General features: G+C 45.8%; 21 protein-coding genes. 10 read left to right on the forward strand and 11 right to left on the reverse strand.

Annotation, left to right across the window (positions count from 1 at the left end):
* Positions 1-399: 399 nt before the first annotated feature.
* From BZJ21_RS01435 to BZJ21_RS01445, 3 genes are all read left to right on the forward strand, one after another.
* Complete coding sequence (locus BZJ21_RS01435; RefSeq protein ID WP_077668945.1) at positions 400-2,370, forward strand: PTS mannitol transporter subunit IICBA; 1,971 nt, start codon at positions 400-402, stop codon at positions 2,368-2,370.
* A gap of 67 nt (positions 2,371-2,437) precedes the next feature.
* Positions 2,438-3,586 carry a mannitol-1-phosphate 5-dehydrogenase gene (locus BZJ21_RS01440; RefSeq protein ID WP_077668946.1) on the forward strand — a complete coding sequence of 383 codons (1,149 nt, stop codon included), beginning with the start codon at positions 2,438-2,440 and terminating at the stop codon, positions 3,584-3,586.
* A 61-nt stretch (positions 3,587-3,647) separates the two neighbouring features.
* Positions 3,648-4,178 (forward strand): MltR family transcriptional regulator, encoded by a 531-nt coding sequence (locus tag BZJ21_RS01445; protein WP_077577309.1) that lies wholly within the window; start codon positions 3,648-3,650, stop codon positions 4,176-4,178.
* A 266-nt stretch (positions 4,179-4,444) separates the two neighbouring features.
* Here the strand turns inward: BZJ21_RS01445 and BZJ21_RS01450 are convergent, their stop codons facing one another.
* From BZJ21_RS01450 to BZJ21_RS01480, 7 genes are all read right to left on the reverse strand, one after another.
* Positions 4,445-5,809 (reverse strand): sensor histidine kinase, encoded by a 1,365-nt coding sequence (locus BZJ21_RS01450; RefSeq protein WP_236719496.1) that lies wholly within the window; start codon positions 5,807-5,809, stop codon positions 4,445-4,447.
* A 64-nt stretch (positions 5,810-5,873) separates the two neighbouring features.
* Positions 5,874-6,530, reverse strand: a complete 657-nt coding sequence (locus BZJ21_RS01455; protein ID WP_077668948.1) for a response regulator — start codon at positions 6,528-6,530, stop codon at positions 5,874-5,876.
* A complete protein-coding gene (locus BZJ21_RS01460; RefSeq protein WP_077600538.1) occupies positions 6,527-7,171 on the reverse strand; it encodes a tetratricopeptide repeat protein in 645 nt (214 codons plus the stop codon). Before BZJ21_RS01460 ends, BZJ21_RS01455 begins: the two co-directional genes overlap by 4 nt.
* Positions 7,158-7,994, reverse strand: a complete 837-nt coding sequence (locus tag BZJ21_RS01465) for an SDR family oxidoreductase (protein WP_077668949.1) — start codon at positions 7,992-7,994, stop codon at positions 7,158-7,160. Before BZJ21_RS01465 ends, BZJ21_RS01460 begins: the two co-directional genes overlap by 14 nt.
* Positions 7,995-8,003: 9 nt before the next feature.
* Entirely contained in the window at positions 8,004-8,696 is a 693-nt protein-coding gene (locus BZJ21_RS01470; RefSeq protein WP_077668950.1) for a TenA family transcriptional regulator, read from the reverse strand.
* Between the two features lie 66 nt (positions 8,697-8,762).
* Positions 8,763-10,211 carry an AMP-binding protein gene (locus BZJ21_RS01475; protein ID WP_158075489.1) on the reverse strand — a complete coding sequence of 483 codons (1,449 nt, stop codon included), beginning with the start codon at positions 10,209-10,211 and terminating at the stop codon, positions 8,763-8,765.
* Complete coding sequence (locus tag BZJ21_RS01480; RefSeq protein ID WP_077668952.1) at positions 10,195-10,812, reverse strand: thermostable hemolysin; 618 nt, start codon at positions 10,810-10,812, stop codon at positions 10,195-10,197. The genes BZJ21_RS01475 and BZJ21_RS01480 overlap by 17 nt, the downstream gene beginning before the upstream one ends.
* Before the next feature lie 209 nt (positions 10,813-11,021).
* Here BZJ21_RS01480 and BZJ21_RS01485 point away from each other — a divergent pair, with 209 nt between their 5' ends.
* Genes BZJ21_RS01485 through BZJ21_RS01500 form a run of 4 tightly spaced genes read left to right on the forward strand, consistent with a single transcriptional unit; the run spans position 11,022 to position 15,508 of the window.
* Positions 11,022-11,531 carry a cytochrome b/b6 domain-containing protein gene (locus BZJ21_RS01485; RefSeq protein WP_077668953.1) on the forward strand — a complete coding sequence of 170 codons (510 nt, stop codon included), beginning with the start codon at positions 11,022-11,024 and terminating at the stop codon, positions 11,529-11,531.
* A 19-nt stretch (positions 11,532-11,550) separates the two neighbouring features.
* Positions 11,551-13,182, forward strand: coding sequence for a phosphoethanolamine transferase (locus BZJ21_RS01490; RefSeq protein WP_077668954.1), 1,632 nt, complete (start codon positions 11,551-11,553; stop codon positions 13,180-13,182).
* A 7-nt stretch (positions 13,183-13,189) separates the two neighbouring features.
* A complete protein-coding gene (locus tag BZJ21_RS01495; RefSeq protein ID WP_077668955.1) occupies positions 13,190-13,564 on the forward strand; it encodes a diacylglycerol kinase in 375 nt (124 codons plus the stop codon).
* Positions 13,565-13,585: 21 nt separating this feature from the next.
* Complete coding sequence (locus tag BZJ21_RS01500; RefSeq protein ID WP_236719497.1) at positions 13,586-15,508, forward strand: LTA synthase family protein; 1,923 nt, start codon at positions 13,586-13,588, stop codon at positions 15,506-15,508.
* 77 nt (positions 15,509-15,585) lie between these two features.
* On the opposite strand, the gene BZJ21_RS01505 is transcribed toward BZJ21_RS01500, so the two are convergent.
* From BZJ21_RS01505 to BZJ21_RS01515, 3 genes are all read right to left on the reverse strand, one after another.
* Positions 15,586-16,773, reverse strand: coding sequence for an acetate kinase (locus BZJ21_RS01505; protein WP_077460923.1), 1,188 nt, complete (start codon positions 16,771-16,773; stop codon positions 15,586-15,588).
* A 142-nt stretch (positions 16,774-16,915) separates the two neighbouring features.
* The gene (locus BZJ21_RS01510; protein WP_077668957.1) at positions 16,916-17,302 is read right to left on the reverse strand and encodes a hypothetical protein; all 387 of its coding nucleotides are present in this window, start codon (positions 17,300-17,302) and stop codon (positions 16,916-16,918) included.
* Positions 17,303-17,632: 330 nt separating this feature from the next.
* Positions 17,633-18,118 (reverse strand): TetR/AcrR family transcriptional regulator, encoded by a 486-nt coding sequence (locus tag BZJ21_RS01515; RefSeq protein WP_021024431.1) that lies wholly within the window; start codon positions 18,116-18,118, stop codon positions 17,633-17,635.
* A 366-nt stretch (positions 18,119-18,484) separates the two neighbouring features.
* On the opposite strand from BZJ21_RS01515, the gene BZJ21_RS01520 reads away from it, so the two are divergent.
* Together BZJ21_RS01520 and BZJ21_RS01525 are read left to right on the forward strand one after the other, a co-directional pair.
* A complete protein-coding gene (locus BZJ21_RS01520) occupies positions 18,485-20,140 on the forward strand; it encodes an AMP-binding protein (protein WP_077460922.1) in 1,656 nt (551 codons plus the stop codon).
* A 249-nt stretch (positions 20,141-20,389) separates the two neighbouring features.
* Entirely contained in the window at positions 20,390-20,686 is a 297-nt protein-coding gene (locus BZJ21_RS01525; RefSeq protein ID WP_021024429.1) for a DUF406 family protein, read from the forward strand.
* A 141-nt stretch (positions 20,687-20,827) separates the two neighbouring features.
* Here the strand turns inward: BZJ21_RS01525 and BZJ21_RS01530 are convergent, their stop codons facing one another.
* On the reverse strand, positions 20,828-21,442 hold the full coding sequence (locus BZJ21_RS01530; RefSeq protein ID WP_021024428.1) for a DNA-J related domain-containing protein: 615 nt from the start codon (positions 21,440-21,442) through the stop codon (positions 20,828-20,830).
* 454 nt (positions 21,443-21,896) lie between these two features.
* Here BZJ21_RS01530 and BZJ21_RS01535 point away from each other — a divergent pair, with 454 nt between their 5' ends.
* Entirely contained in the window at positions 21,897-22,670 is a 774-nt protein-coding gene (locus tag BZJ21_RS01535; RefSeq protein WP_077668958.1) for an EAL domain-containing protein, read from the forward strand.
* Positions 22,671-22,682: the final 12 nt, after the last annotated feature.

Consider the following 22,682-nt stretch of genomic DNA (forward strand, 5'->3'; position numbering starts at 1 on the left):
AACGTGATAAAGATCACTCAATGAATTAATATCGACCAGGCAAACAGTGTGATATTAGTCACTCTGATTTTTTATTTCACTGTTCTAAAAAAATAAAGAGTGATCTATATCACTATAAATTTTATAACGCAAACACAAAAAATGTGATAATGGTCATTATAATTTTTATTGACAATGTTGTTTTTTTCGTTTTGTACTAAACTTTCATGTTATTTTTGTGACAGGTGTTGGGGTAAAATATAGTTGCGACGTGAATAGTGAGAGGTGTGTCGACAAATCCCCGTTATCAGTTCTCTCGAAAAAATGTGTGGTAAATTGACTGGGTACTAACTAGCCAGACGGTTTTGGCGAACCGTTCTACCATACACGTTCAGTGAGAACATCAAACGGGGTATTGTTATGATATCATCTGACACCAAGATCAAGATACAGAATTTTGGTCGCTTCCTCTCAAATATGGTGATGCCCAATATCGGCGCATTCATCGCGTGGGGGATTATTACCGCACTATTTATTCCGACCGGTTGGGTACCCAATGAGACATTAGCGGCCATGGTCGGCCCCATGATTACCTACCTACTACCACTGCTGATCGGCTACACCGGCGGTAAACTTGTTGGCGGCGAACGCGGCGCTGTTGTCGGCGCGATTACCACCATGGGGGTGATTGTCGGGACTGACATTCCCATGTTTATGGGCGCGATGATAGTTGGTCCATTCGGCGGCTGGGCCATTAAAAAATTCGATGCTTATATCGATGGCAAAGTGAGAAGCGGGTTTGAGATGTTAGTGAATAACTTCTCTGCCGGTATTATCGGTATGCTTTGCGCGATTATCGCTTTCTTCCTCATCGGCCCGTTCGTAAAACTGTTGTCCAATGGTCTGGCTGCGGGCGTTGAATTTTTGGTCTCAGCGCACTTGTTACCGCTGACGTCGGTATTTGTTGAACCCGCTAAGATCTTGTTCTTGAATAATGCGATCAACCACGGCATTTTCTCTCCTCTGGGCATTCAACAAGCATCAGAAGCAGGCCAGTCGATTTTCTTCCTCATTGAAGCGAATCCAGGTCCAGGTTTGGGCATCTTGTTAGCGTACATGGTGTTTGGTAAAGGCACAGCACGTCAAACCGCAGGGGGTGCATCGATTATTCACTTCTTCGGTGGTATTCACGAGATCTACTTCCCTTACATTTTAATGAATCCACGTCTTATCCTTGCAGCCATTGCTGGAGGTATGACAGGTGTATTCGTTCTCACTGTGTTTGATGCAGGCATTGTGTCACCGGCATCTCCTGGCTCTATCTTTGCCGTGCTATTAATGACGCAAAAAGGATCGGTTGTTGGTGTCTTAGCGTCAATTATTGCCGCTGCCAGTGTGTCATTTGTGGTTGCCGCTTTGCTGATGAAAACGCAAAAAAGCACAGAGGGCGATGGTGACGAAGCTTCACTCGATGAAGCGACTGCGAAAATGAAAGACATGAAGACAGGCGCGAAAGCAGATACCTCCGCTCCCTCATCCGCGCCCAAAGGCACGGTTAATTTTGCATCCGTTAAGCATATTTTGGTTGCGTGTGATGCGGGTATGGGATCCAGTGCCATGGGTGCCAGCTTGCTGCGCAAAAAAGTGCAAAGCGCCGGTCTAGATATTGGTGTCACTAATATCGCGGTTAATAGTTTGCCTGAGGATGCGCAGATTGTGATCACGCACAAAGACCTAACCGAGCGCGCACGTGCTCACGCCCCATCAGCTCACCATATTTCACTTAATAACTTCCTTGATGGTGAGGTTTACGGCCAGTTGGTCACCCAAATTCTCGCGGCAAAATACCCTGCAGCGAACGATCCGCAAGTGCTTAGGGTTCCTGATACTGCCGCGAATGACGATAGCTTCGAGCCAACGCCAGCGCCCACTTTTCAACTCCAACGTGAAAATATCCATGTTGGCTTAACGGCAACAAACAAAGAACAGGCGATCCAATTTGCCGGCAATCAACTTGTCAAACTCGGCTACGTAGAACCAGGCTATGTCGACGCCATGTTTGAGCGCGAGGCATTAACTCCAACTTACCTCGGTGAATCTATCGCCGTCCCTCATGGCACCGTCAAAGCGAAAGATGGAGTCAAGAAAACCGGCATCGTAGTATGCCAGTATCCAAAGGGTGTGCAGTTCACCGACGATAAAGACGATATCGCCAAATTGGTGATCGGGATTGCCGCCAAAAACGATGAGCATATCCAAGTTATTACCGCTATCACTAATGCGCTAGATGAACCTGATGCAATAGATACCCTCACCAGTACCGACAGTATTGACGAGATCCTCAATCTATTAAGTGATGAAAACGTCACTCATATGACGTCGTCCCATTAATCAGTCTGATAAGGAGACCACTGAGGTGGTCCCTTATATCCATCTTTTTTAGTTTGAGGTAAATATTATGAAAAATGCTGTTCATTTTGGTGCCGGCAATATTGGCCGCGGCTTTATCGGAAAATTACTCGCGGATGCCAATGTCGAGGTCACCTTTGCAGATGTTGATGCGCCCCTCATTGATCAACTCAGTCACAAACAAAGCTACAACGTCAAAGTGGTCGGCAATGACTGCCATATCGACACGGTTTCTCATATCACGGCAGTCAATTCGGCAAGTGATGATGTTATCGAAAAAATCGTAAAAACGGATTTAGTGACCACAGCTGTTGGCCCTAATGTGCTTGATATTATTGCCAAGACCATCGCCACCGGCATTGAAAAACGTTTCGCATCCGGCAATGAGGCCCCACTAAACATTATTGCCTGCGAAAACATGATCCGTGGTACGTCGCATCTCAAAGGCGAAGTCTATAAGCACCTTGACCCCGCATTCCATGAGAAAGCAGACGCACTGATTGGTTTCGTCGATTCCGCAGTTGATCGCATTGTGCCGCCTGCGGAAGCGGCGAACGATGATCCCTTAGAGGTCACGGTAGAAAGCTTCAGCGAGTGGATTGTGGATGAACAACAGTTCAAAGGCGAAATCCCAGATATTGCAGGGATGGAGAAGACACAAAACCTCATGGCGTTTGTCGAACGCAAGCTTTTCACCTTGAATACAGGTCACTGTATCACTGCTTATTTGGGGTGCTTAAGCGGCCACCGTACCATTCGTGAAGCCATTACCGATCCACAGATTCATGCCGTGGTGAAACAGGCCATGCAGGAAAGCGGCGAAGTGCTTATTCAACGCTACGGGTTTAACCGCGCCGCTCACCAAGCGTACATCGAGAAAATTTTGGGGCGTTTCTCAAACCCCTATTTGGTTGATGAGGTCGATCGAGTTGGCCGCCAGCCTATTCGAAAGCTAAGTCAGAACGATAGGCTTATCAAGCCATTACTGGGTACAATAGAATATGGCACGGATAACCGAGCGTTGTTAAAAGGTATTGCCGCAGCATTGAAATATACCAATCACACCGACCCACAAGCTGAAGAACTTCAAGCTTCACTGGCTGAGGTAGGCGTAAGAAAGACACTAGCGATATACACCGGCTTGGCAGAAGAAAGCCCTGAAATTGAGGCAATCAACATCCTGTACCAGCAATTGTAAACCGCGCACTTCACAGGGGGAGTTTAACTCCCCCGTTATAACAATAAGCAGTATTGAGTCTATGGCAGAAAATTTCGACGAAACAGACATCATTGAACGATTAAACCAAGCGACAACCGTGCGTGGCTTTTTTGTTGCCGCGGTCGATACGTTTGAAGCGTCTATTGATGGCTTAATCAAGCGGGTTTTTCGCAAAGATAACTTTGCAGTGGAATCAGTGGTGGGGCCTTTGCTGCATGACACGGGGCCACTGGGTGATCTTTCAGTGCGATTAAAACTCTTGTTTGGTCTAGGCGTGTTATCAGATGACGCTTATCACGATATTGAACAGATCATTAAACTTAAAAACCAGCTAAGTAATGATGCTGACGACTACCACTTCACCGACCCTAACGTACTGGATGCGGTAAAAAAGCTTCGTAAAATCGACAATATGAGTATGATTCAGCGCGATATAGAAGCGCCAGAGGATGATGTGGATATTGAGTTTTATCAGCTACAACTGCAACGCCAGCAGCAGGTCCTCCGCTCGGGGCTTTCTCTTGTTATTGTCGAGATTTGCAACGAATTGAGCAAAGAAAGCCCGTTCTAGTACTAAACCGGCGTATAGGCTCATTGACTACCCGGCCAGCACTAACCATATACCAAGCGCTAGCGCTCCCCCTAAAACCAACGTTTCAAATAAGTAAGCCTTAATCGTGTTATACAATTTCATACCTAACCAATCCTTTTATTGTTCGGGTATTAAACCAAAATCGAGAGCAGACTGTCTATCATTATAGACAAAAAGCCTTGTGTAAGATTACACAAGACTTGACGTTGGCAAGGTTAGCTGCCTTTTACCAATCAAGCATATAGCTATCTGCTCTCATACACGGAGGCAATTGGAAAAGTGACCGTAAAACCATTCCCATGGTCGGAAAAATATGGGCTTCGAATCGCAATACTCGCTTGATGCTGCTCAGCAATGTCTTTGACAATCGACATACCCAAACCAGCCCCGTCGCCTTTCTCGGTATGACCGCGGAAGAATTTATCAAAAATACGACTCTTAATTTCGTCCGGTATGGCATCGCCAGAATCAATCACTGCCACCACCACGGTATTGGCTGAGCAACTGGTGACCACACTGATAGATGCACCTTCTCCTGCATAGCGAATTGCATTATCAATCAAATTAGTAAACAAGACTGACAACATCACGGGATGGCCTTTCACCCACAGGAGGTCTCGTCCTTCAAGCTCTATTGACTGTTGTTGAGTCAATGCCATGGGCACGAGTGCTGCAATTTGCTCTCGTAGCAATGAGACAACATCAACATGAGTGGACTCCCTAGTTTTTTGCTGCTCCACCCGTGAAAGCATGAGCAATTGTTGGATAACGCGATCGGTTCGATCTATGCCAGCAAGAATATTGGTCAAATCGTTATCTCGCTCGGCTTTTGTGGCGGCAGATAAAGCGTTTTCTGCATTGAGGCGCAGTACCGCGAGGGGAGTTTTTAGCTCGTGCGCAGCCGTACTAACCAAGCGCTTTTCACGCACCCACGCATTATTTAGCTGAGAAAACAAATAATTTAGCTGTTTAACCAATGGCGCTAGTTCAACGGTGGGTTGTGCAACATGGATATGATCGAGATTATCGATACTGCGCGCAGCGATAGTATCTTTCAGCTCACCTAACGGTTTAAATGCGCGACTTACTAGAACGACCATAACCAGCGCCAAGAGTGGTATAAGCAACAGTTGAGGTAAACCAATGGTCAGTGATACCTCTGTCATCAGTTCTTGGCGAATAGCTTCTTTTTCCGCGACCAGCAAACTAGCTTGCCGTTCATCGGGTAAAGCGAAAACCAATGTAAAGGTTCGCCATTGTTCACCTGCCGCGGTGACCACATCGAATCCGGGGTTGCCCGATGTCCCTATCCATTGCACCGGTGCATTAGGGCTTTTGGCAATTAATGCATCATTAACACGGTACTGAAAAAATAAATTATCTTCGTAGGGGTGACCAAATGGTGTGGTCGTATCGTCATCTTTTGCGTTGGCAGTAATCGCGTTTAACCAATGGGTATAGCTTTGTGTAAAGTTATTTGGCGGCTGATCTCCCCAGTTCATCACCGATAGCGCCAAGGTTTTTGCCGATTGACCCAATCGCGCGTCATAAACTTCATTAATTTCATGGCGGGCTTCGCTGTAAACCAGTAACCATGAGATAAACATCATTAGTCCCACCGTGCATACAGTCGTAATCGTGAGATGGCGTTTTATTGAATGCGGACGTTGTCTATTATTTTTCAATGATATAGCCAACCCCGCGAATATTCTGAATTAAAGCACCACCGGTTTTTTTACGCAGGTTATGAATATGCACTTCAATAGCATTTGGACTAATGCCCTCATCCATACCATGAAGGGCTTGTTGAAGCTGATCTTTATTCATCACGCGTCCAGCATGTGCCATCAACGTCGATAATAATTTAAACTCATTAGGCGTTAGTCGAATTGGCTCGCCTTGCATATCGACGTCGCCAGTCGCCATCGACAAGGTCACGCCATGGCATGACATGGTGGTATCGGCATAACCGGAAATACGCCGGATCATGACGCGCAGACGCGCCAATAGCTCTTCGAGTGCAAAAGGTTTGATCATGTAGTCGTCAGCTCCACCATCTAACCCTTTCACACGGTCATCAATGTCATCGCGTGCGGTCAAAATCATCACAGGAATATCGCTATGTTTGCGGCGAATTTTACGCAACACAATAAGCCCATCAGTGTCTGGCAAGGTTAAGTCTAGAATGATAGCGGTAAAACTTTCGGTATTTAACAACGCATCTACACCACCGCCCCGCTGCAGCCAATCAACGGTGTAACCATGACGCTGCAGCGAAGCCTCCATAGACTCTCCTAACATGCAATCGTCTTCGACCAGTAACAGCCTCATTGCTGATTAATCTCCTTCAGTTTTTGGGCAATCTCTTGTTGCCGACCTTTATCAGCAAGACGACGCTCAGGTCGCGCTGGAGCTTTTTGTGCTTGCTTTAAGAATGCCACAGCGAGGTTGGTTTTTCCGGTATCTGCCAAAAATTCACCATAAAAATAGTTGGGATCAATACCTCTAGGGTTAATTTTGAGCGCTTTTTTAAAAAGTACGGCAGCCACATCGTCATCCCCAAATGCGAGCGGCCAGCCCGGCACTTTGTGGTACAAAGTCGCTAAGCTCGTTAGGGCCGAACCGTCCAGCGTTTCCGGCGCCTGTGTTACCACATCTTCAAGTAGGATTTTTGCATCTTTGACCAAAGCCAATGCCCCCATGCCACCGTCAACCCCGGCTAGCGAGCTCTTATTGATAGCAAGCCATATTTTTAGATCATGACGCGCTGGTTGAGCAAGGAGTGCAATTTGCGTGTCATCGATTAAACGGTCGAAACACGCCACTTTGTCGTCACTGCTTTCGACAGTGTAGTTACATTGTGCCCAGCGTGTCTGGATCTTAGTCAAAATAGGGTCGGCCAGCGCTGTCGCACTGTTCAAAGAACAACTGAGTGCCCATACGGCGATATACAACGATTTACGTATAGTCATGGTGTGACTCCTCTGTAACTGGCAAGTCTTGCGGCGTCATGGCGTGAAGATCAATGATATCTTTTTGTTTTGCGATCTCATGACCCACTAGCGATGGAAAAAGTTGGTTCAGACGAACAAACAGTTTTTCGGGCCACCCGAGCCATGTCGCAAAGCAACGCTTTTCGATGGCACAGACAATGTGATTCGCTACCCACTCGGGTGAGTCCACATGATTTTGTAGTTGCTTATTCATCGCCGTTGCACGTGCATCATTTAAAGCCGTCTTGGTAGCTCGAGGCGCGATATAAATGGCACACTGCTGACTGTCATATAACTCCCGATTTAACGCTTCGGTAAAGCGATACAGGCCTGATTTAGTTGCACCGTAATTGGCATACCCGGGGAAACCGATGCCAGCAAAGGTTGAGCCAATATTGGCAATCAGGCCTGTCGGTGCGAGCCACGTGAGTGCCAGTTTGCAAAGCAAAATAGGCGCGGTTAGGTTGATGGCAATCTCATGTTCAATACTGTCATCCGCGCGCATGGATAGGTAATTGAAACTATTTACCCCTGCATTATTGATCAATATTTCTATCGGCGTACCTTGTTGACCCAGCCATCGTGCATGCTGATCAATCTTATCTCGGCCTTCTGCTGTACCAATGTCTGCTTCGATAACCTGATGATGCTCACCATTCATGAGCTGGTTTTTAAGATCATACAACGCGGTAAGGCGGCGGCCGACGAGCACAAGTATTGCGCCTTTTTTTGCCAGTGCATCAGCCAGTGCTCGGCCAATACCTCCTGTCGCACCTGTTAGCAATATAATTGTGTTTTTCATTACCGCCTCCTATGCCACTTGGGTCTGTGTTGTGGTCATGGGAAGCGCTCGCAGCATTGATTCATACAGCGCATAAACACGGTTCGCACTGTCAATGATGGCTTGTTGGTCCGCGGGATCCGTTACCTTGTTCATCAAATCGGCAAAGTAACCAATGTGCTCTACGTCCAAGGTGCTGTGTGACGTTAAATACCGCATCGCTGTATCGGGTAGAGAAAGCGTTTGCTGGATCAATGCGGCCATCGAGCCGCCGATTGATACACTCGTACCTTCCAACACCCAAACCATGCCAAATAGAGCCATTGGATTTTTGCGATCAATTTGGTGATACAAATACGCCACCATCATCTCAATCCCTAACCCGACTTGACCCTCACCGCGGTTAGCCTTCGCTAATTCGGCATCAAAGCCACATGCGTGCAAGTCATCTAAGATCCACTCGTGGTGACCTTTCTCTTCTTCAATGTATGCGCCAAGCGCTTGACGTAACCATTCATAGTGCTCCGGCAACCGAGAACCACAGGCCATCAGCAATGGAACAGTATGCTTCACATGATGATAAGCCTGAACAAGAAAGGTCGTGTAGGTTTGTAGTGTAATTGCCTTATAGTCACAAGCCTCAATCACAGGTACACTTAGCATTGACGCTCTCGCCTGTGCAGTTTCTTTCTCTAATACATGGAAAAAACCTTGATTATCCATAAATCCTCCTAGGAATGTGCCGTGAGTGGCAGGGTTTCGTCAGTCAGTAATGATTGGGCCGACGTGTTAGGTTGCATCCCCAAATTGTTGACAAAAGACATCGCGTTTAGGGCGACCATTTGCCGTTATCAAATGGGGTTGCTGATGAAAAGGAGCGGTAAATATCAACGCTCGGATCTGCGCATAATCGGGCAGTTGATGATTAAGCTGCATCAGTTGTTGCCTAGTGTTACCAAGTGATTCAGTACCAATTATACCGGTCAGATATTCCTTGCCCTCCCCGATCACTACCAGGTTGGTCAGCGCTGGATAGGCCATAGCTTCCGCCTCAATCCACTCCGGATGGATGTTGCGACCAAAAGCCGTAATGAGTTGATTTTTTTTGCGACCTTTTACATACAAAAAGCCGTCATCATCAAACTCACCGATATCTCCCGTCGCGACGGCGCCTTGGTGAGGGGTAAAGTCGCGATCCAGATAACCTGAGAATGTCGCGCCTGTTACCATAATTTCACCATCTGGTGCTAGAAAAACACGATTGTGAGGTAACGGTTTACCCACACTGCCAACACAATAGTGATCGATGGTATTCAAGCTCACCACTGATCCGCACTCCGATAAGCCATAACCCTCAAAAACCGATAAGCCAAGCCGACTTGCTGCGCGCAATAAGGCCGGTGCCACCTTTGCGCCTCCGACAGCAACGTGCTTGAGATCGGCAACCGCACCAGGATGCTGTTCACCAAGATGGATGACGGCTCGCAATAACGCAGGGGTAAGTACCAAGCTTTGCGGACGATAACGAATCAGTCCGCTCATCAATTGATTCAGGTTTAACTGGCTTGAGCCGATCAGCCCCAAGTCATTGCTGGATGGGATCACTGTCGTCACCCCAAGCAATAGAGGCACGTAAACACCCGTAATATTCTCCAGTAGTGTGGACAAGGGAAGGACGACTAAATGACGGGAGGGTACCGCAGTGGTGGAGACGGTACTGGCAAGCGATACACTAACGCTCTCCAGCGTGGCTGCGCTCAATACCACGCCCTTGGGAGAACCGGTCGAGCCTGAAGTAAACGTGACCTTTACGGCAGGAGGCAAAGCTGGCAGTGCGCCTACGTCTCGTGCATGGCATGGTAATCCCGCCAATGTAGTCACAGATGCGTGGCTTAATGCGACATCAGGGTGTAGCGAGCCAATCACCCAATCTATCCTCGCAGTCTCCAAGACATGCTGTTGTTGGTCCGCCGTAAAAAAGGGCGGGATCGGTACAATTGAGATGCCTGCATACGCAGCGGCAAGATCGATCAATACCCAACTAACACTGTTGTCACCGGCAAGCCCAATCATGTGCGCATCTAGCGCCAATAGGGCTTCACTCAAAGCCCTGATTCGTTCCCAAAGCGCTTCGTAAGTCAATATCAGGCAGTCGCCAGATGCATTCGTCCCTTGAATGGCAACCTGATCAGATTGGGAGCTGGCATATTTAGCCAAACGTTCAAATAAGACGCGCATGTGCATTCTCCGTATGACGGTGTTTAGACGCGATTCGAGCCAACTGTTCAGCACCTTGAGCAAGGTTACCAGCACAGACACGAGGCATCCGCGTGTAGTAGTCGCCCCATTGGTCAGTGGCGGGTTGTAGGCGACTCGCATCCGCATTGGTCAGTAAATGGGGAGTAAGGCCAAAACGATGCATGAGTGCATATAGCGGCCCTGTGGCGGTAAATACACACCATAGGTATCCGTGTGACACCAGCCCATTCGCTAAAGCGTGGAAATGTGGTAGTGACGTTCCCGAAGAGAATGAGGCCAGTTGCCCAAACTCAATCACTGAGTTACGCGTGATCACTTGCTGATAGTGAGCGCTAAGTGCGTCGGCAACATCATCGGTAAGGTATTGTTCGAGAAAAAGCGGCTGATACGCAGCAGGGCGATAGCCGCACACCGACAATAAGCGATCGTCTTGTCCTCTCAGGCAGGACAAATAAGGCATGAAGGTGGTAATTGTCGCGTTGAAGGCTTGTTGATAGCGTTCAGCAATATACGCCTCTATTTCAGCGCGATTCGCTGAGTCTGGTGTAACAATGTCAAATCGACTCGCTGAATTAACCATAGCGGTGACATCCTTTATTGGCTGATTGTCACTGAGCTTACGGCGCGATACTTAAGAAAAGCTTAAGAATCTCCTCCTGCCGATAAAAAATGCACCCCAAAAATCTATCCAATTGTAAAATATCACCTTTTTATTTTTTCCACCCTCTTAAGCGATTCTTAAGTTTCCTCTCATAGAGTGAAGACATCACCACATGAGAGGACATTATCATGACCGCTAACACCCCACGACCATTTAAATGGGACAGAGTCGTCCGGTTCAGCCATTGGCTGATTGCTGCATTATTCTTTGCCAATATGAGCGTCACGGAAGAAAGCAGTGACATTCATCGCTGGTTTGGGTACGTGATCCTTGGGGCCCTTGTCTTACGTCTGATTTGGGGAATGCTCACGCATTCAGAAGCACGACTAACCCGTTTTATTCCCTCGCTTTCTACCGCTCGTGCTCACTTCAGCAACCTTATACGCGGACGTGATCATACAAGCTCAGGTCATAACCCTGCCGCAGCACTTATGATTTGGGGTCTTTGGGGATTGCTCCTCGTCACCATTTTGACTGGCTGGACAATGACGCAGTCAGGTGAAGAGCTCGAATGGTTAGAAGAAGTCCATGAGTTTGCTGCCAACGCAACCCTGGTCCTCGTCACTATTCATGTTAGCGCCGCCATTTTAATGAGTCGATATGGTAAGCGTAACTACATAAAATCCATGCTTCGCTAATATTAAGGATGTTTAAGTGATGAAGATAAAAAATTTAAGATTCTCATACACATCAATAACGATAGTGATCGCTGTATACTTTGCATTAATTATTAATGTGCCAATTTATAGTGAACTTGGAGGAATACTCTATAGGCTAGACAGCGTAAATCCTGGTTTCGTCGCTACGATCCCTCTCTTTTTCATCGCTAGCTTTAATATTATTTTTAACGCTTTTAGCTGGCCACTCATCACCAAACCTTTTTTTATCATACTTTTACTTCTGTCATCGGCAGCAAGTTATGCCACTTTTAGTTATGGTGTAATTTTCGACAGTGATATGATTGTAAATGTCATCGAAACAGACTCAGCAGAAGCATCGAGTTATATTAGCATTTACTCTCTTGCTTGGTTTTTATTCATGGGAGGGATTCCATCATTGTTTCTTTTTATTGTGAAAATAGAAGAAAGTGATCCCCTTCTTTTTATGACCATGAAAAAGTCAATATCAGTGATAGCATCGATAGTCGTTATACTCATCATTGCTACATTATATTATCAAGATTATGCATCCGTTGGCAGAAATAACTCTTACTTAAAAAAGGTTATCATTCCCACAGAGTTAGTTTATAGCATTGGAAAATATGTCAACAATGAATACCTGTCGGATCCTCTACCATACAAAAAAATTGGCGAGGACGCACAAAAAACAGACACACATAAGACAAAAAAACCAACTTTATTTGTTTTTGTTTTAGGGGAAACGGCTCGCGCTCAGAACCAGCAACTAAATGGTTATTCGCGAAAGACAAATCAATTCACATCGCAAGAAGGTGTTATCTCATTCAAAAATGTAAGCTCATGTGGAACGGCAACGGCAGTTTCTGTGCCATGTCTTTTCTCTATCTTGGAACGAGAAAACTTTAATCGAGAACGTGCCGACAAACAAGATAACCTACTTGATATCATGCAACGCGCAGGCACAGAGATGTTATGGGTAGAAAATGACAGTGGTGATAAAAATGTCGCAAAACATATTCCGCAGATCACAGTGAATCGTCATGAGAGTCAAACATATTGTGACGGACAAACCTGCTTTGATGAAGCCGTTATACAGTCTTTTATAGAGAAGACATCTAATGCGGATAGCAGCCAAGATTTAATGACTGTGCTACACTTAATTGGTAGCCATGGTCCCACATACTTCAAACGTTATCCGGAAAATATGAGAGTGTTTACGCCTGATTGTCAACGAGCCGACATTGAAAACTGCTCCAAAGAGGAAATAGTAAACACCTACGACAATACAATCTTATATACTGATTATGTTATAAATAAAGTCATTAAGGAGTTGAAAGATCTATCTTCTAAATATAACACTGCATTAATTTACGTCTCCGATCATGGTGAATCATTGGGAGAAAATGGCATTTACCTTCATGGATTACCTTATTCAATCGCACCAGATTTTCAAACTCATGTCCCGATGTTTTTCTGGGCTGATGACAACTTCTTAAAGGATAAAAAAGTCGACTCATTCTGTCTAAATAAAATAGCAGAAAGAAACACCTTCTCACATGACAATATTTTCCACTCATTACTAGGAATCATGGACATATCCACATCCGCATATCAAGAATCTAAAGATATTTTTTCACTTTGTCGTCAATAGGTAGAATATGAAGCCAGGCTATAAAGGCATGCAAAGGATTTTCAAGGCAACTGAGTTTTCAATCCAAGGTTTGAAAGCTGCGTGGAAGAATGAAGCAGCATTCCGTCAAGAAGTCGTGCTTGTCTTAATCCTAGTACCCTTTGCATTACTAATGTCCGTTCCATTACTAACTAAACTCATCTTAATTGGGAGCTTATTGCTTATACTGATTGTCGAGCTAATTAATTCTGCCATTGAAGCAGTTGTTGACCGTGTAGGGAAAGAACACCATGAGCTAAGTGGTCAGGCCAAAGATATCGGATCAGCGGCCGTATTATTAACATTAATTCTTGCAGTAGTGACATGGTTAAGTGTCATAATAAATTTTATAATTCAGGGTTGAACGATGCAAGTCATAAAACTAATGAAACCGATTCTTACTTTCTTTCTATTAGCATTAGGATTTCTTAGTACTTTTCGGATTGGACTTTTAATCTGGCAGCAAGACAACATAAATCATTGGTCTGAATATTTTTATATTTTCACGCAAGGTATTCGCATAGATATAGCGACCCTCTGCTGGCTATATACCCTACCGGCATTTTTATTGGCACTGCTGCCAACCTCTGGAAAATTTGGTCGAGGGTTTGTTTTTATACTGCGGAGTTGGTTGGTTTGTAGTTTTGTCGTGTTAGCTTATATGGAGTTTGCCACGCCTTCGTTTATTATGGAATATAATCTAAGACCGAATCGGCTATTTCTGGAGTATTTAGTTTACCCCAAAGAAGTCTTTTCCATGCTTTGGAAAGGTTATAAATTACCTTTGTTCTTAGGACTCGCAGGAACAACATTGGTGGGTTTTTATAGCTGGCGGTTAAGCGGCAAGTTTACTGATACGGAAAACCAGCCACGCTGGTGGACACGGCCTATTCTTGCGGTGTGTGTGATTGTTTTCGGTGTCATGGGAGCGCGCTCAACCCTGCAACACCGTCCACTAAACCCAGCACTTGTCGCCTTTTCAACTAATCCGCTACTAAATGATTTAGTCCTCAACTCTTCTTATTCGTTGGTATTTGCCGCCAAATCCATGGCATCCGAACGTAATGCTGAAGAATACTATGGAGATATGCCGCTGGAAGAAATCATTTCAACGATTAAAGCTTATTCGCCATCAAGCACACATTATCTCATGAATTCCGCGTATCCAACGTTAAATACGAAGCGAGCGATCGGTAAGGATAAGAAAAATCTGGTCATCTTACTGCAAGAAAGTCTAGGCGCGCAGTTTGTTGGCGCGTTAGATGGGTTACCGCTTACACCCAACTTAGATAATCTCATGAAACAAGGCTGGAATTTTACTCAAGCTTATGCAACGGGAACACGGTCGGTACGTGGTATCGAAGCGGTCACAACAGGTTTTACGCCAACACCCTCTCGTGCAGTAGTAAAGCTATCAAAAAGCCAAACTGGATTTTTTACTATCGCTGATGTACTGAAACAACAAGGCTATACGACACAATTTATCTATGGCGGTGAGAGTCATTTCGATAATATGAAGTCATTTTTTCTCGGTAATGGTTTTCAAGATATTGTCGATTTTTCTCAGTTCGATAACCCACAGTTTGTCGGTTCATGGGGCGTTTCAGATCAAGATTTATATAATATGGCTGACAAACAGTTTCGTTCGCTTCATCAAAAAGGCAAACCTTTTTTTAGTCTTGTTTTTACTAGTTCAAACCATTCGCCCTATGAGTACCCAGATGGACAAATTACACCTTACACTAAGGAAACAAATACACGTCTAAATACGGTAAAATACTCGGATCATGCACTCGGTGAGTTTTTTAACAAGGCTAAAAAATCAGACTATTGGGAAAACACCATCTTTTTGATCATTGCGGATCATGATTCACGCGCCTATGGCGATGATCCGATCCCCGTTAGCCGTTTTCATATCCCAGCATTAATTATCGGCAAAGATATTCCTAAACGCAAAGACTCTCGTTTAGTCAGTAGTTTAGATATGCCGCCGACGTTACTTTCATTGATCGGTATCGATGCGACAACACCCATGATAGGCCATGATTTAAACCGCGCCGTACCATCTGAATATCAACGTGCAATGATGCAGTTCGATAAAAACTTCGGTTATTTAACACGTGAATCACTGGTAGTGCTTCAGCCCAAAAAAGACCCAGTCGCCTATCAATATGATGTTGTAAAACAGGTACTCAGTCCGATCAAATTAAACCAAGAGGCGGTAGTGCGCGCAAAAGCACATGCGCTGTTGGGCGGGAAGCTATACAGGCAAGGATTATATCCATCAGGAACAAATAATCCGCGCTGACTTAGTAACATACCGCGAGCAAATAAAGGAACAGCGAGCAATAATACTCGCTGTTTCTATTCAGAGTAGGCTAAGATTCAGGCCATTGCCATGGCTTGCTGGGCAATCACCAGCTCTTCGTTGGTTGGGATCACCAATGCGAGCGGTGAATCTTGTGTTGTGATTTGTCCTGCGGCACCGAACCGAGCGGCGGCGTTGGCGTCGGCATCTGATTGATAACCGAAAATCGCGAGTTCTTTTAGGATCATCTCACGGACTGGCAGTGAGTTTTCGCCAATTCCACCTGTGAAAACAATCGCATCCAGGCGGGATAACGGCACCATGTAACTTGCGATGAATTTCGCAACGCGATAAGCAAACATTTCCAGCGCGAGTTGCGCACCTCTGTGGCCTTCTTCCGCGGCTTCAACCAGCCCACGACAATCATTAGTGAGCTCAGACACACCAAGAAGCCCTGCTTTATCGATCAGCTCATGATGGATTTGATCCATGCTGAGCCCTTTTTTCGATAAAAACTCTAGAATAGATGGGTCGATATCACCACAGCGAGTGCCCATCATCAAACCGGCTAAAGGCGTAAAGCCCATGCTGGTATCGACACTTTGACCGTCTTTGACCGCACACAAAGAGGCACCGTTACCAAGGTGTACGGTGATGACGTTGGTTTGTTCAGGCGCTTGATTAAGCCATTTTGCCGCTTCACGACTTACGTAATAATGGCTGGTGCCATGAAAACCATAGCGACGAATGCCATAATCATTATAGAGCTGACGCGAGATCGCGTAGTGATACGCTTTTTCCGGCATGGTTTGATGGAATGCTGTGTCGAAAACCGCGACTTGAGGAAGGTTAGGGAAAGCTTTACGCGCGGCATTAATACCAACGACATGAGCGGGGTTGTGCAGTGGCGCCAGGGATTTCAAGGCATCGATCTGTGCAAGTACGGCATCATCGATAAGCGTCGCCTGACTGAAGGTTTCGCCACCATGGACCACTCGGTGCCCAACAGCTTGTAATTTATCACTGAGTTGGTTGTTTTCGATAAGGCCCACAATAATGTCCATGGCCTCTTGATGGTGGTCGCTTCCTGCACTCAATGTCTTTTCAGTTTTGTTACCGTCGACTTTCCAGCTCATGCAGGCGTCATCACGACCAAAACACTCTCCGGCGCCTGAAATCACAGCATCGCCTGTTTGCGCGTCCATCAGTGCAAACTTTAAAGACGAACTGCCTGAATTTATAACGAGTACCAGTGCATCACTCATAGGTTTACCTTATTGGCAGAATTGGGATCGCGACTTGCGGCCGCCACCCTATTATTAAAATATTTTTGAATAATTCAACTATCGTTATAGTGATAGCATAATTGCCCAACAATTTACTGCTTAAGATCAAGCTAAGTGCGCATCAACTAGGCAAAAACAAGAATGACAAGTAACCGACGACCCCCATGGTGCTCATTACTAGCGACATAATCGTGACGACTTTGCGGTACGCGCGAAGTGTCTCCATCATACGCAAAAGCAGGTTGGTCCTTGGTGGTATCACTCCAAGGCGGTGCGCATATTCATCCGCTTGCCGCTGATGGCCTTGCTCGCCCAATATATCGAGCAAATGTTGAACATGAGCCACCGAGCAGTGCCGCAGAACACCCATCGATTCCTCGATTGGCATTACGGTGAGTAGCTCGGCTTGCCGAGTTAATTCGTATTGTAAAAAGGCATTACGAGCCGCGACGATCTCGGAGGTTGAGAAAGTTGCAGTGTTATCAAAGGTGTTGTTCATTACCGTCATGGCGAATCTCCCGATTGGCAACAGGTAACGACCATCAACAACGTATAGCGCCTAAAAGGCAGCATTATGCGTTAGAGCGAGAGGAGAAAAATAAAGCAGGTGGGGCCAGCTATCAACAACGGCTGGTAAACTGGCAGAGACAATACCAACAGTCGCTATTTTTCTCCGTTTCGACTCGGAGGATGGTCGGTATTGTTCATAGTTATCTCCAAAAAATGTATTGCTTTGAAAGCGTGATCAATATAACAAAAAATTTAAGCTCTGTCTGTCAGTTGGGCGTTAATTTTATCGCCGCGTCTGCTCGCTAACCTGACCGGACCCTCTATACAGTTACTTCGCATGCCCCTCACTTTTTTGACGGCACAGTAACAGGCTCGCACCTAATAATTGCGAAAAAGCGACGGTGAGATCCGTTTGCATACGCTGCTCACACTCTTTTTGTAACGCTTTTAGAATTCTAAACGCGGCACCATTGTCCGCTTTGCCACTAATCAGTAGATAGAAACAGAGTTTGAGCGTGGCTTTGAAATCACCGTTTGCATGCATCGCCTGCATCCAACTGGTCATAAACGCATTAATGGTGCTGGTTGTATCAAGCGGCATGCGCAAGCTGTCGACGATAAACGGCTCCAGCGCGACCATAAAATCTTGTTTTCGAGGAAAATGATGACTAATCCCGGTACGCGATACGCCGGTCGCCTCGCTTAACGTGGTATACGACATTCCCTCATAGCCAAGCATTAATAATTGGTGTTTCGCCTCTGCTAGGATGAGCTCAATGGTCTGTTGCGTTTGCGCTTTACTCCGTTTAGGCATACGTAACCTGTTCTCCCGTCAATCGCCACTGTTGGCGCAGTGCTGTAACGCGCGCCCGTTTGGCTCGCACTTGCGTCTGGCTCGCGATAAAGCCTAGCCCTTAGTAAAAATAGTACAGACTCACCAATAAAGCCTGACAGTAAACGTCTTATGTGAATACGGAGGCTGATCAAGCTTTTGCATTGGCTCCTGAAAATGGGGTGAAAAAACTGAAAAATCAGGCAAAAAACACCGCAAATAGTGTCATCAGTCATAATTTAGACAGTCGTTTAAATGATTATCTTGCGTATGGTGGCCGAGGATCCGTAAGTTAACATTATTATAACGTTTTAACGTATCTCCACGTTGCGACAATGAGGAAGTCCAATGTCACATATCAAACCACATGATCAGATCTTACGTTGGGCCGATGAGCGCCCAAACCATGTTTTTCTGCGCCAAATCCACGGGCGCCGCTTTCATGATTATACCTTTGCCGAGGTCGCCGAGCAGGCCCAGAAAATGGTAACAGCGCTCCGCGATATGGGGCTTAAGCCGGGTGACAAAATCGCACTGATATCAAAAAACTGTGCTGAGTGGTTTATCGCAGATTTAGCAATGATGATGGGAAGCTACATCAGTGTGCCCATATTTCCTACCGCGGGCACCGACACTATCGATCATGTCATTAACCATAGCGAATCGAAAGCAATGTTTGTGGGTAAATTAGATGACAGTAAAGCGCTAACGGCCTCGTTAGAAAGTCTGCCGAACCTAAAAACAATTGCCCTCCCTTATCCTACCGTAAACTGTCATTACGAATGGCACGATCTGATCGCCAACCACGCACCGTCAGACGAACGTCCTGTTCATCTTGATGGCGATCTCATGTCGCTGGTTTATACATCGGGCACCTCAGGGCCGCCTAAAGGAGCCATGTTAAGCTACGGCGGTTACTGCTGGTCTGCGCAACGGTTGATCGATCATATTGGTATCGAACCTGACGATCGTTTGTTCTCTTACCTACCACTGGCCCATATTACCGAGCGTGTATACATCATGGGGTCAGCCATTATGGGCGGGATCCCGACGGCATTTCCTGAATCACTCGATACTTTCATTGAAGATGTCAAAATGCATCGCCCAACCCTGTTTATTTCGGTCCCGAGGCTTTGGACCCTATTTCAACAGCGAATCCAGGAGAAGCTGCCGGACGGTAAGTTGAACCTACTGCTCCGTATTCCGTTAGTGAGTACGATCGTCAAAAATAAAGTCGCTAAAAACTTAGGCTTGGATCAAGCACGTGTATTGGGCTGTGGGTCCGCCCCTGTCGCGCCGGCATTGTTGGAGTGGTACCGCAAGATTGGTTTGAATGTCACCGAAGCGTGGGGCATGACCGAAAGTTATGCCTACAGCACCATTAATTATCCTTTCCGGGCCGATAAAATTGGTACCGTTGGAAATGCCGGCCCAGGGGTTGAAATCAAGATCGCAGACGACCAAGAAATCTTAGTAAAAAGCCAAGGACTGTTTAGCGGTTATTACAAAAATGAAGAAGCAACCAAAGAAACCTTGGTCGACGGTTGGTTGCATACTGGTGATTTAGGGGAGCTCGACAGCGATGGCTACCTCAGTATCTCAGGGCGCAAAAATGATACGTTCAAAACCGCCAAAGGTAAATTTGTCGCCCCTGTGCCGATTGAAAAGCGCTTATTTGAATTATCAAACGCTGAAATGTTGTGCGTAATTGGCTCAGGCATGCCAGCACCGATTCTACTTGCGCTCCCACACCATTTCCCTCATTTTGATCGCGCTCGTTACGAGCGTCGAGTAAAAAAAGTGGTGGATACTATCAATGGTGAACTTGAGTCACACCAGCAAATTAAAGGTGTGTTGATGATTAAAGAACCATGGAGTATTGAGAACGGTAAACTGACACCGACCTTAAAAATTCGTCGCCATAAGCTGGAGCAGGAATACCACGATCTTGGCACTCACTGGCCAAAAGGCACGCTCGTGCAGTGGGAAGAAGACTTGCTATAGCTTCACCGGCGCCCCGTCAATCTATGCTGGGGCGCCGCAAGACAATACGATTAGCACCACCCCTTTCTTTTTTTCGATGCTATTTTTGATTGGTTCACCGGTAGTTTTTCCATCATTAATACAGAAAAGATATCAAAACCTGACCTATCTCAATGTGCCACAGGCATGTGTTTGCTAAAGATCGTACCACTGGTTTGCAGCCACGTCTTAAACGTGACGTCATTGGCTGCGTTTACGTAGGGGAACACCATGAAAGAGAACCAAACTGACGCTTGCGATGCTTGCGGTGTAAGTGCTGAGATTGGCTACATCATCTCAGAGGGCGATGATGTAGCAGAAGTCACCATTCAAGCCAACAGCCCTGAGGCGATAGCGGCGCGCTTCGAGCAGTATCTTGACCTGGCAAAGAGTATTAATCCTGCTGTGAAGCATGACTTTGATAGTCAGCACATTAAAAACGACGCACTGACGATTAAGATGCAATTTGAATGCAGTGCTGAAAAGCTGATTTTTGAACTGCGTAGCCGCAGTTTGAACAACGCCTAGGCGTTAAGCGCGCTTTAGTGGCATGCAGGCGATTACGCAGGCTTGCTTCAAAAACACGAAGCAGGGTGAATATTCACTCACCCTGCTCATTATTTAACTATGATTCGAGCATCTTGGCTCAGTGAAAGCGCTCGCCGCCGGTTAAAGCCTTAAGCTCTGCCACGCTTCACACATTTCACGGAATGTTGTCGCATCACCCTCAGGGCGATCCGGATGCCATTTTAGGGCCATCTTCCGCCACTGGCGACGAATTTCATGTTCGCTCGCATTTTCGTCCAAACCTAACACGTTAAGTGCTTTGTTTCGCTCCAGCATCGCTGTCCCTGGCGTATCATTACCGATGTGGCGCTGGTAATGCTTCCAAAAAGAAGACAGCAATTCTTTGACATCATCTTGGCTAGCATCATAGTTGTTCCAGTCCATATAGTAATCGCGTAATGGATCCTGGTAATCGATTTCTTTGGCCACAAAACCATGACCTCCCACACGCCATTGTAATTGAATATCCATGGATTCAACCTGCAACCATTGCTGGGGCAGCAACATTTCTTGCAGTTGATATAGGGCGTTCATGATCAGGAAATTGCGTTTAAACAGATCAAGATGGGGGTCTTCATCGAGTTGCGCCATCATGGTATCTTTTCGCAACTCACCCAGCAGGTGATGCACTTTCCAACTTTGTCGTGTCGACTCTAAAATACTGAGTATCGGCCAAATCAGGGGGTTGTCTATTTCATCCCGTTTTTCAGCAAGCATGACGTTCGTCCTCTGTCACTGGCCAGCTATTTTAAACCGGCACGTCTTAGGTTTGGTCGTAAACCACCTTACTTAAGGTATAAACCAATTCTGAGTGTTTTGTGGTCATAATCGAAAAATTCATTGTTATTGGTCAGTATGCCGCCATTACAATGACACTTTCCGATTGCCGGTTAAAATCTAAGCATATCTGGTGCCAACTTATTTTTACAAAATCATAATATTACGTATATTACTGATTAATCTTATAAATAATCTTTAAGGTTACGTCAGTGAATATATTTACTTGAAAGCACCATGTTTTAAGGCACCACGATGAATTAAGCCTGCATTTAGCAACAGTAAACCGTGCTTACTCGCATACTTTGCGCCATTTAATTCGCATTCTGTTGAGAACTCCATTAATCTTGATATAAACATAAAAATTTAATTATTTGATTAATGGCATAAGCTTATGGCATCAACGAGTTCACAATGTGAGGCATGTAAAAGTGCGCAGCCACTTTCCTTTGCCTTTACCATGGCTTTTCAACCGATCATCCAACTTTCAACGGCAACCGTGTTTGCTTATGAGGCGTTGGCGCGTGGTATTGATGGCAGTGGAGCAGGCAGTGTGTTTAAGCATGTCAACGCAGATAATCAGTATAAATTTGATCAAACCTGCCGAATCAAGGCTGTCAAATTAGCGGCAGAGCTTGCAATCCCTTGTTATCTCAGCATTAACTTTATGCCTAATGCCGTTTACGAACCTGAGCGTTGTATTCAAACAACGCTGAAAGCGGCACGCGATAACCAGTTTCCGCTCGATAAAATCCTCTTCGAGTTTACTGAGGGCGAAGAAGTGCTTGATTACGAACACATTCAACGCATCATTCACCATTATCGCTCTCAAGGCTTTCTGACCGCGATTGATGATTTTGGCTCGGGCTATTCAGGGCTAACAGCTCTCGCCAATATCGACACGCATATCATCAAATTAGATATGGCCTTGGTGCGCGATATTGATACGGACACCACGAAACAGGCCATTGTTCGCCATAGTATTGCCATGTGCCGCGAACTTGGCCGTCAAATTATTGCCGAGGGCGTAGAAACGGAAGCCGAGCTTGCTTGTTTAGCCGAACTGGGTATCGATTTATTCCAAGGCTACTACATTGCTAAGCCAGGTTTTGAATCATTACCTGCAATTAATCAATCACCTGGTTTAGAGGCCTTCCATCGTCAATAACTCGACGATGGA

Source organism: Salinivibrio costicola subsp. alcaliphilus (genome assembly GCF_001996185.1).
GTDB classification, from domain to species: Bacteria; Pseudomonadota; Gammaproteobacteria; order Enterobacterales; family Vibrionaceae; genus Salinivibrio; species Salinivibrio costicola.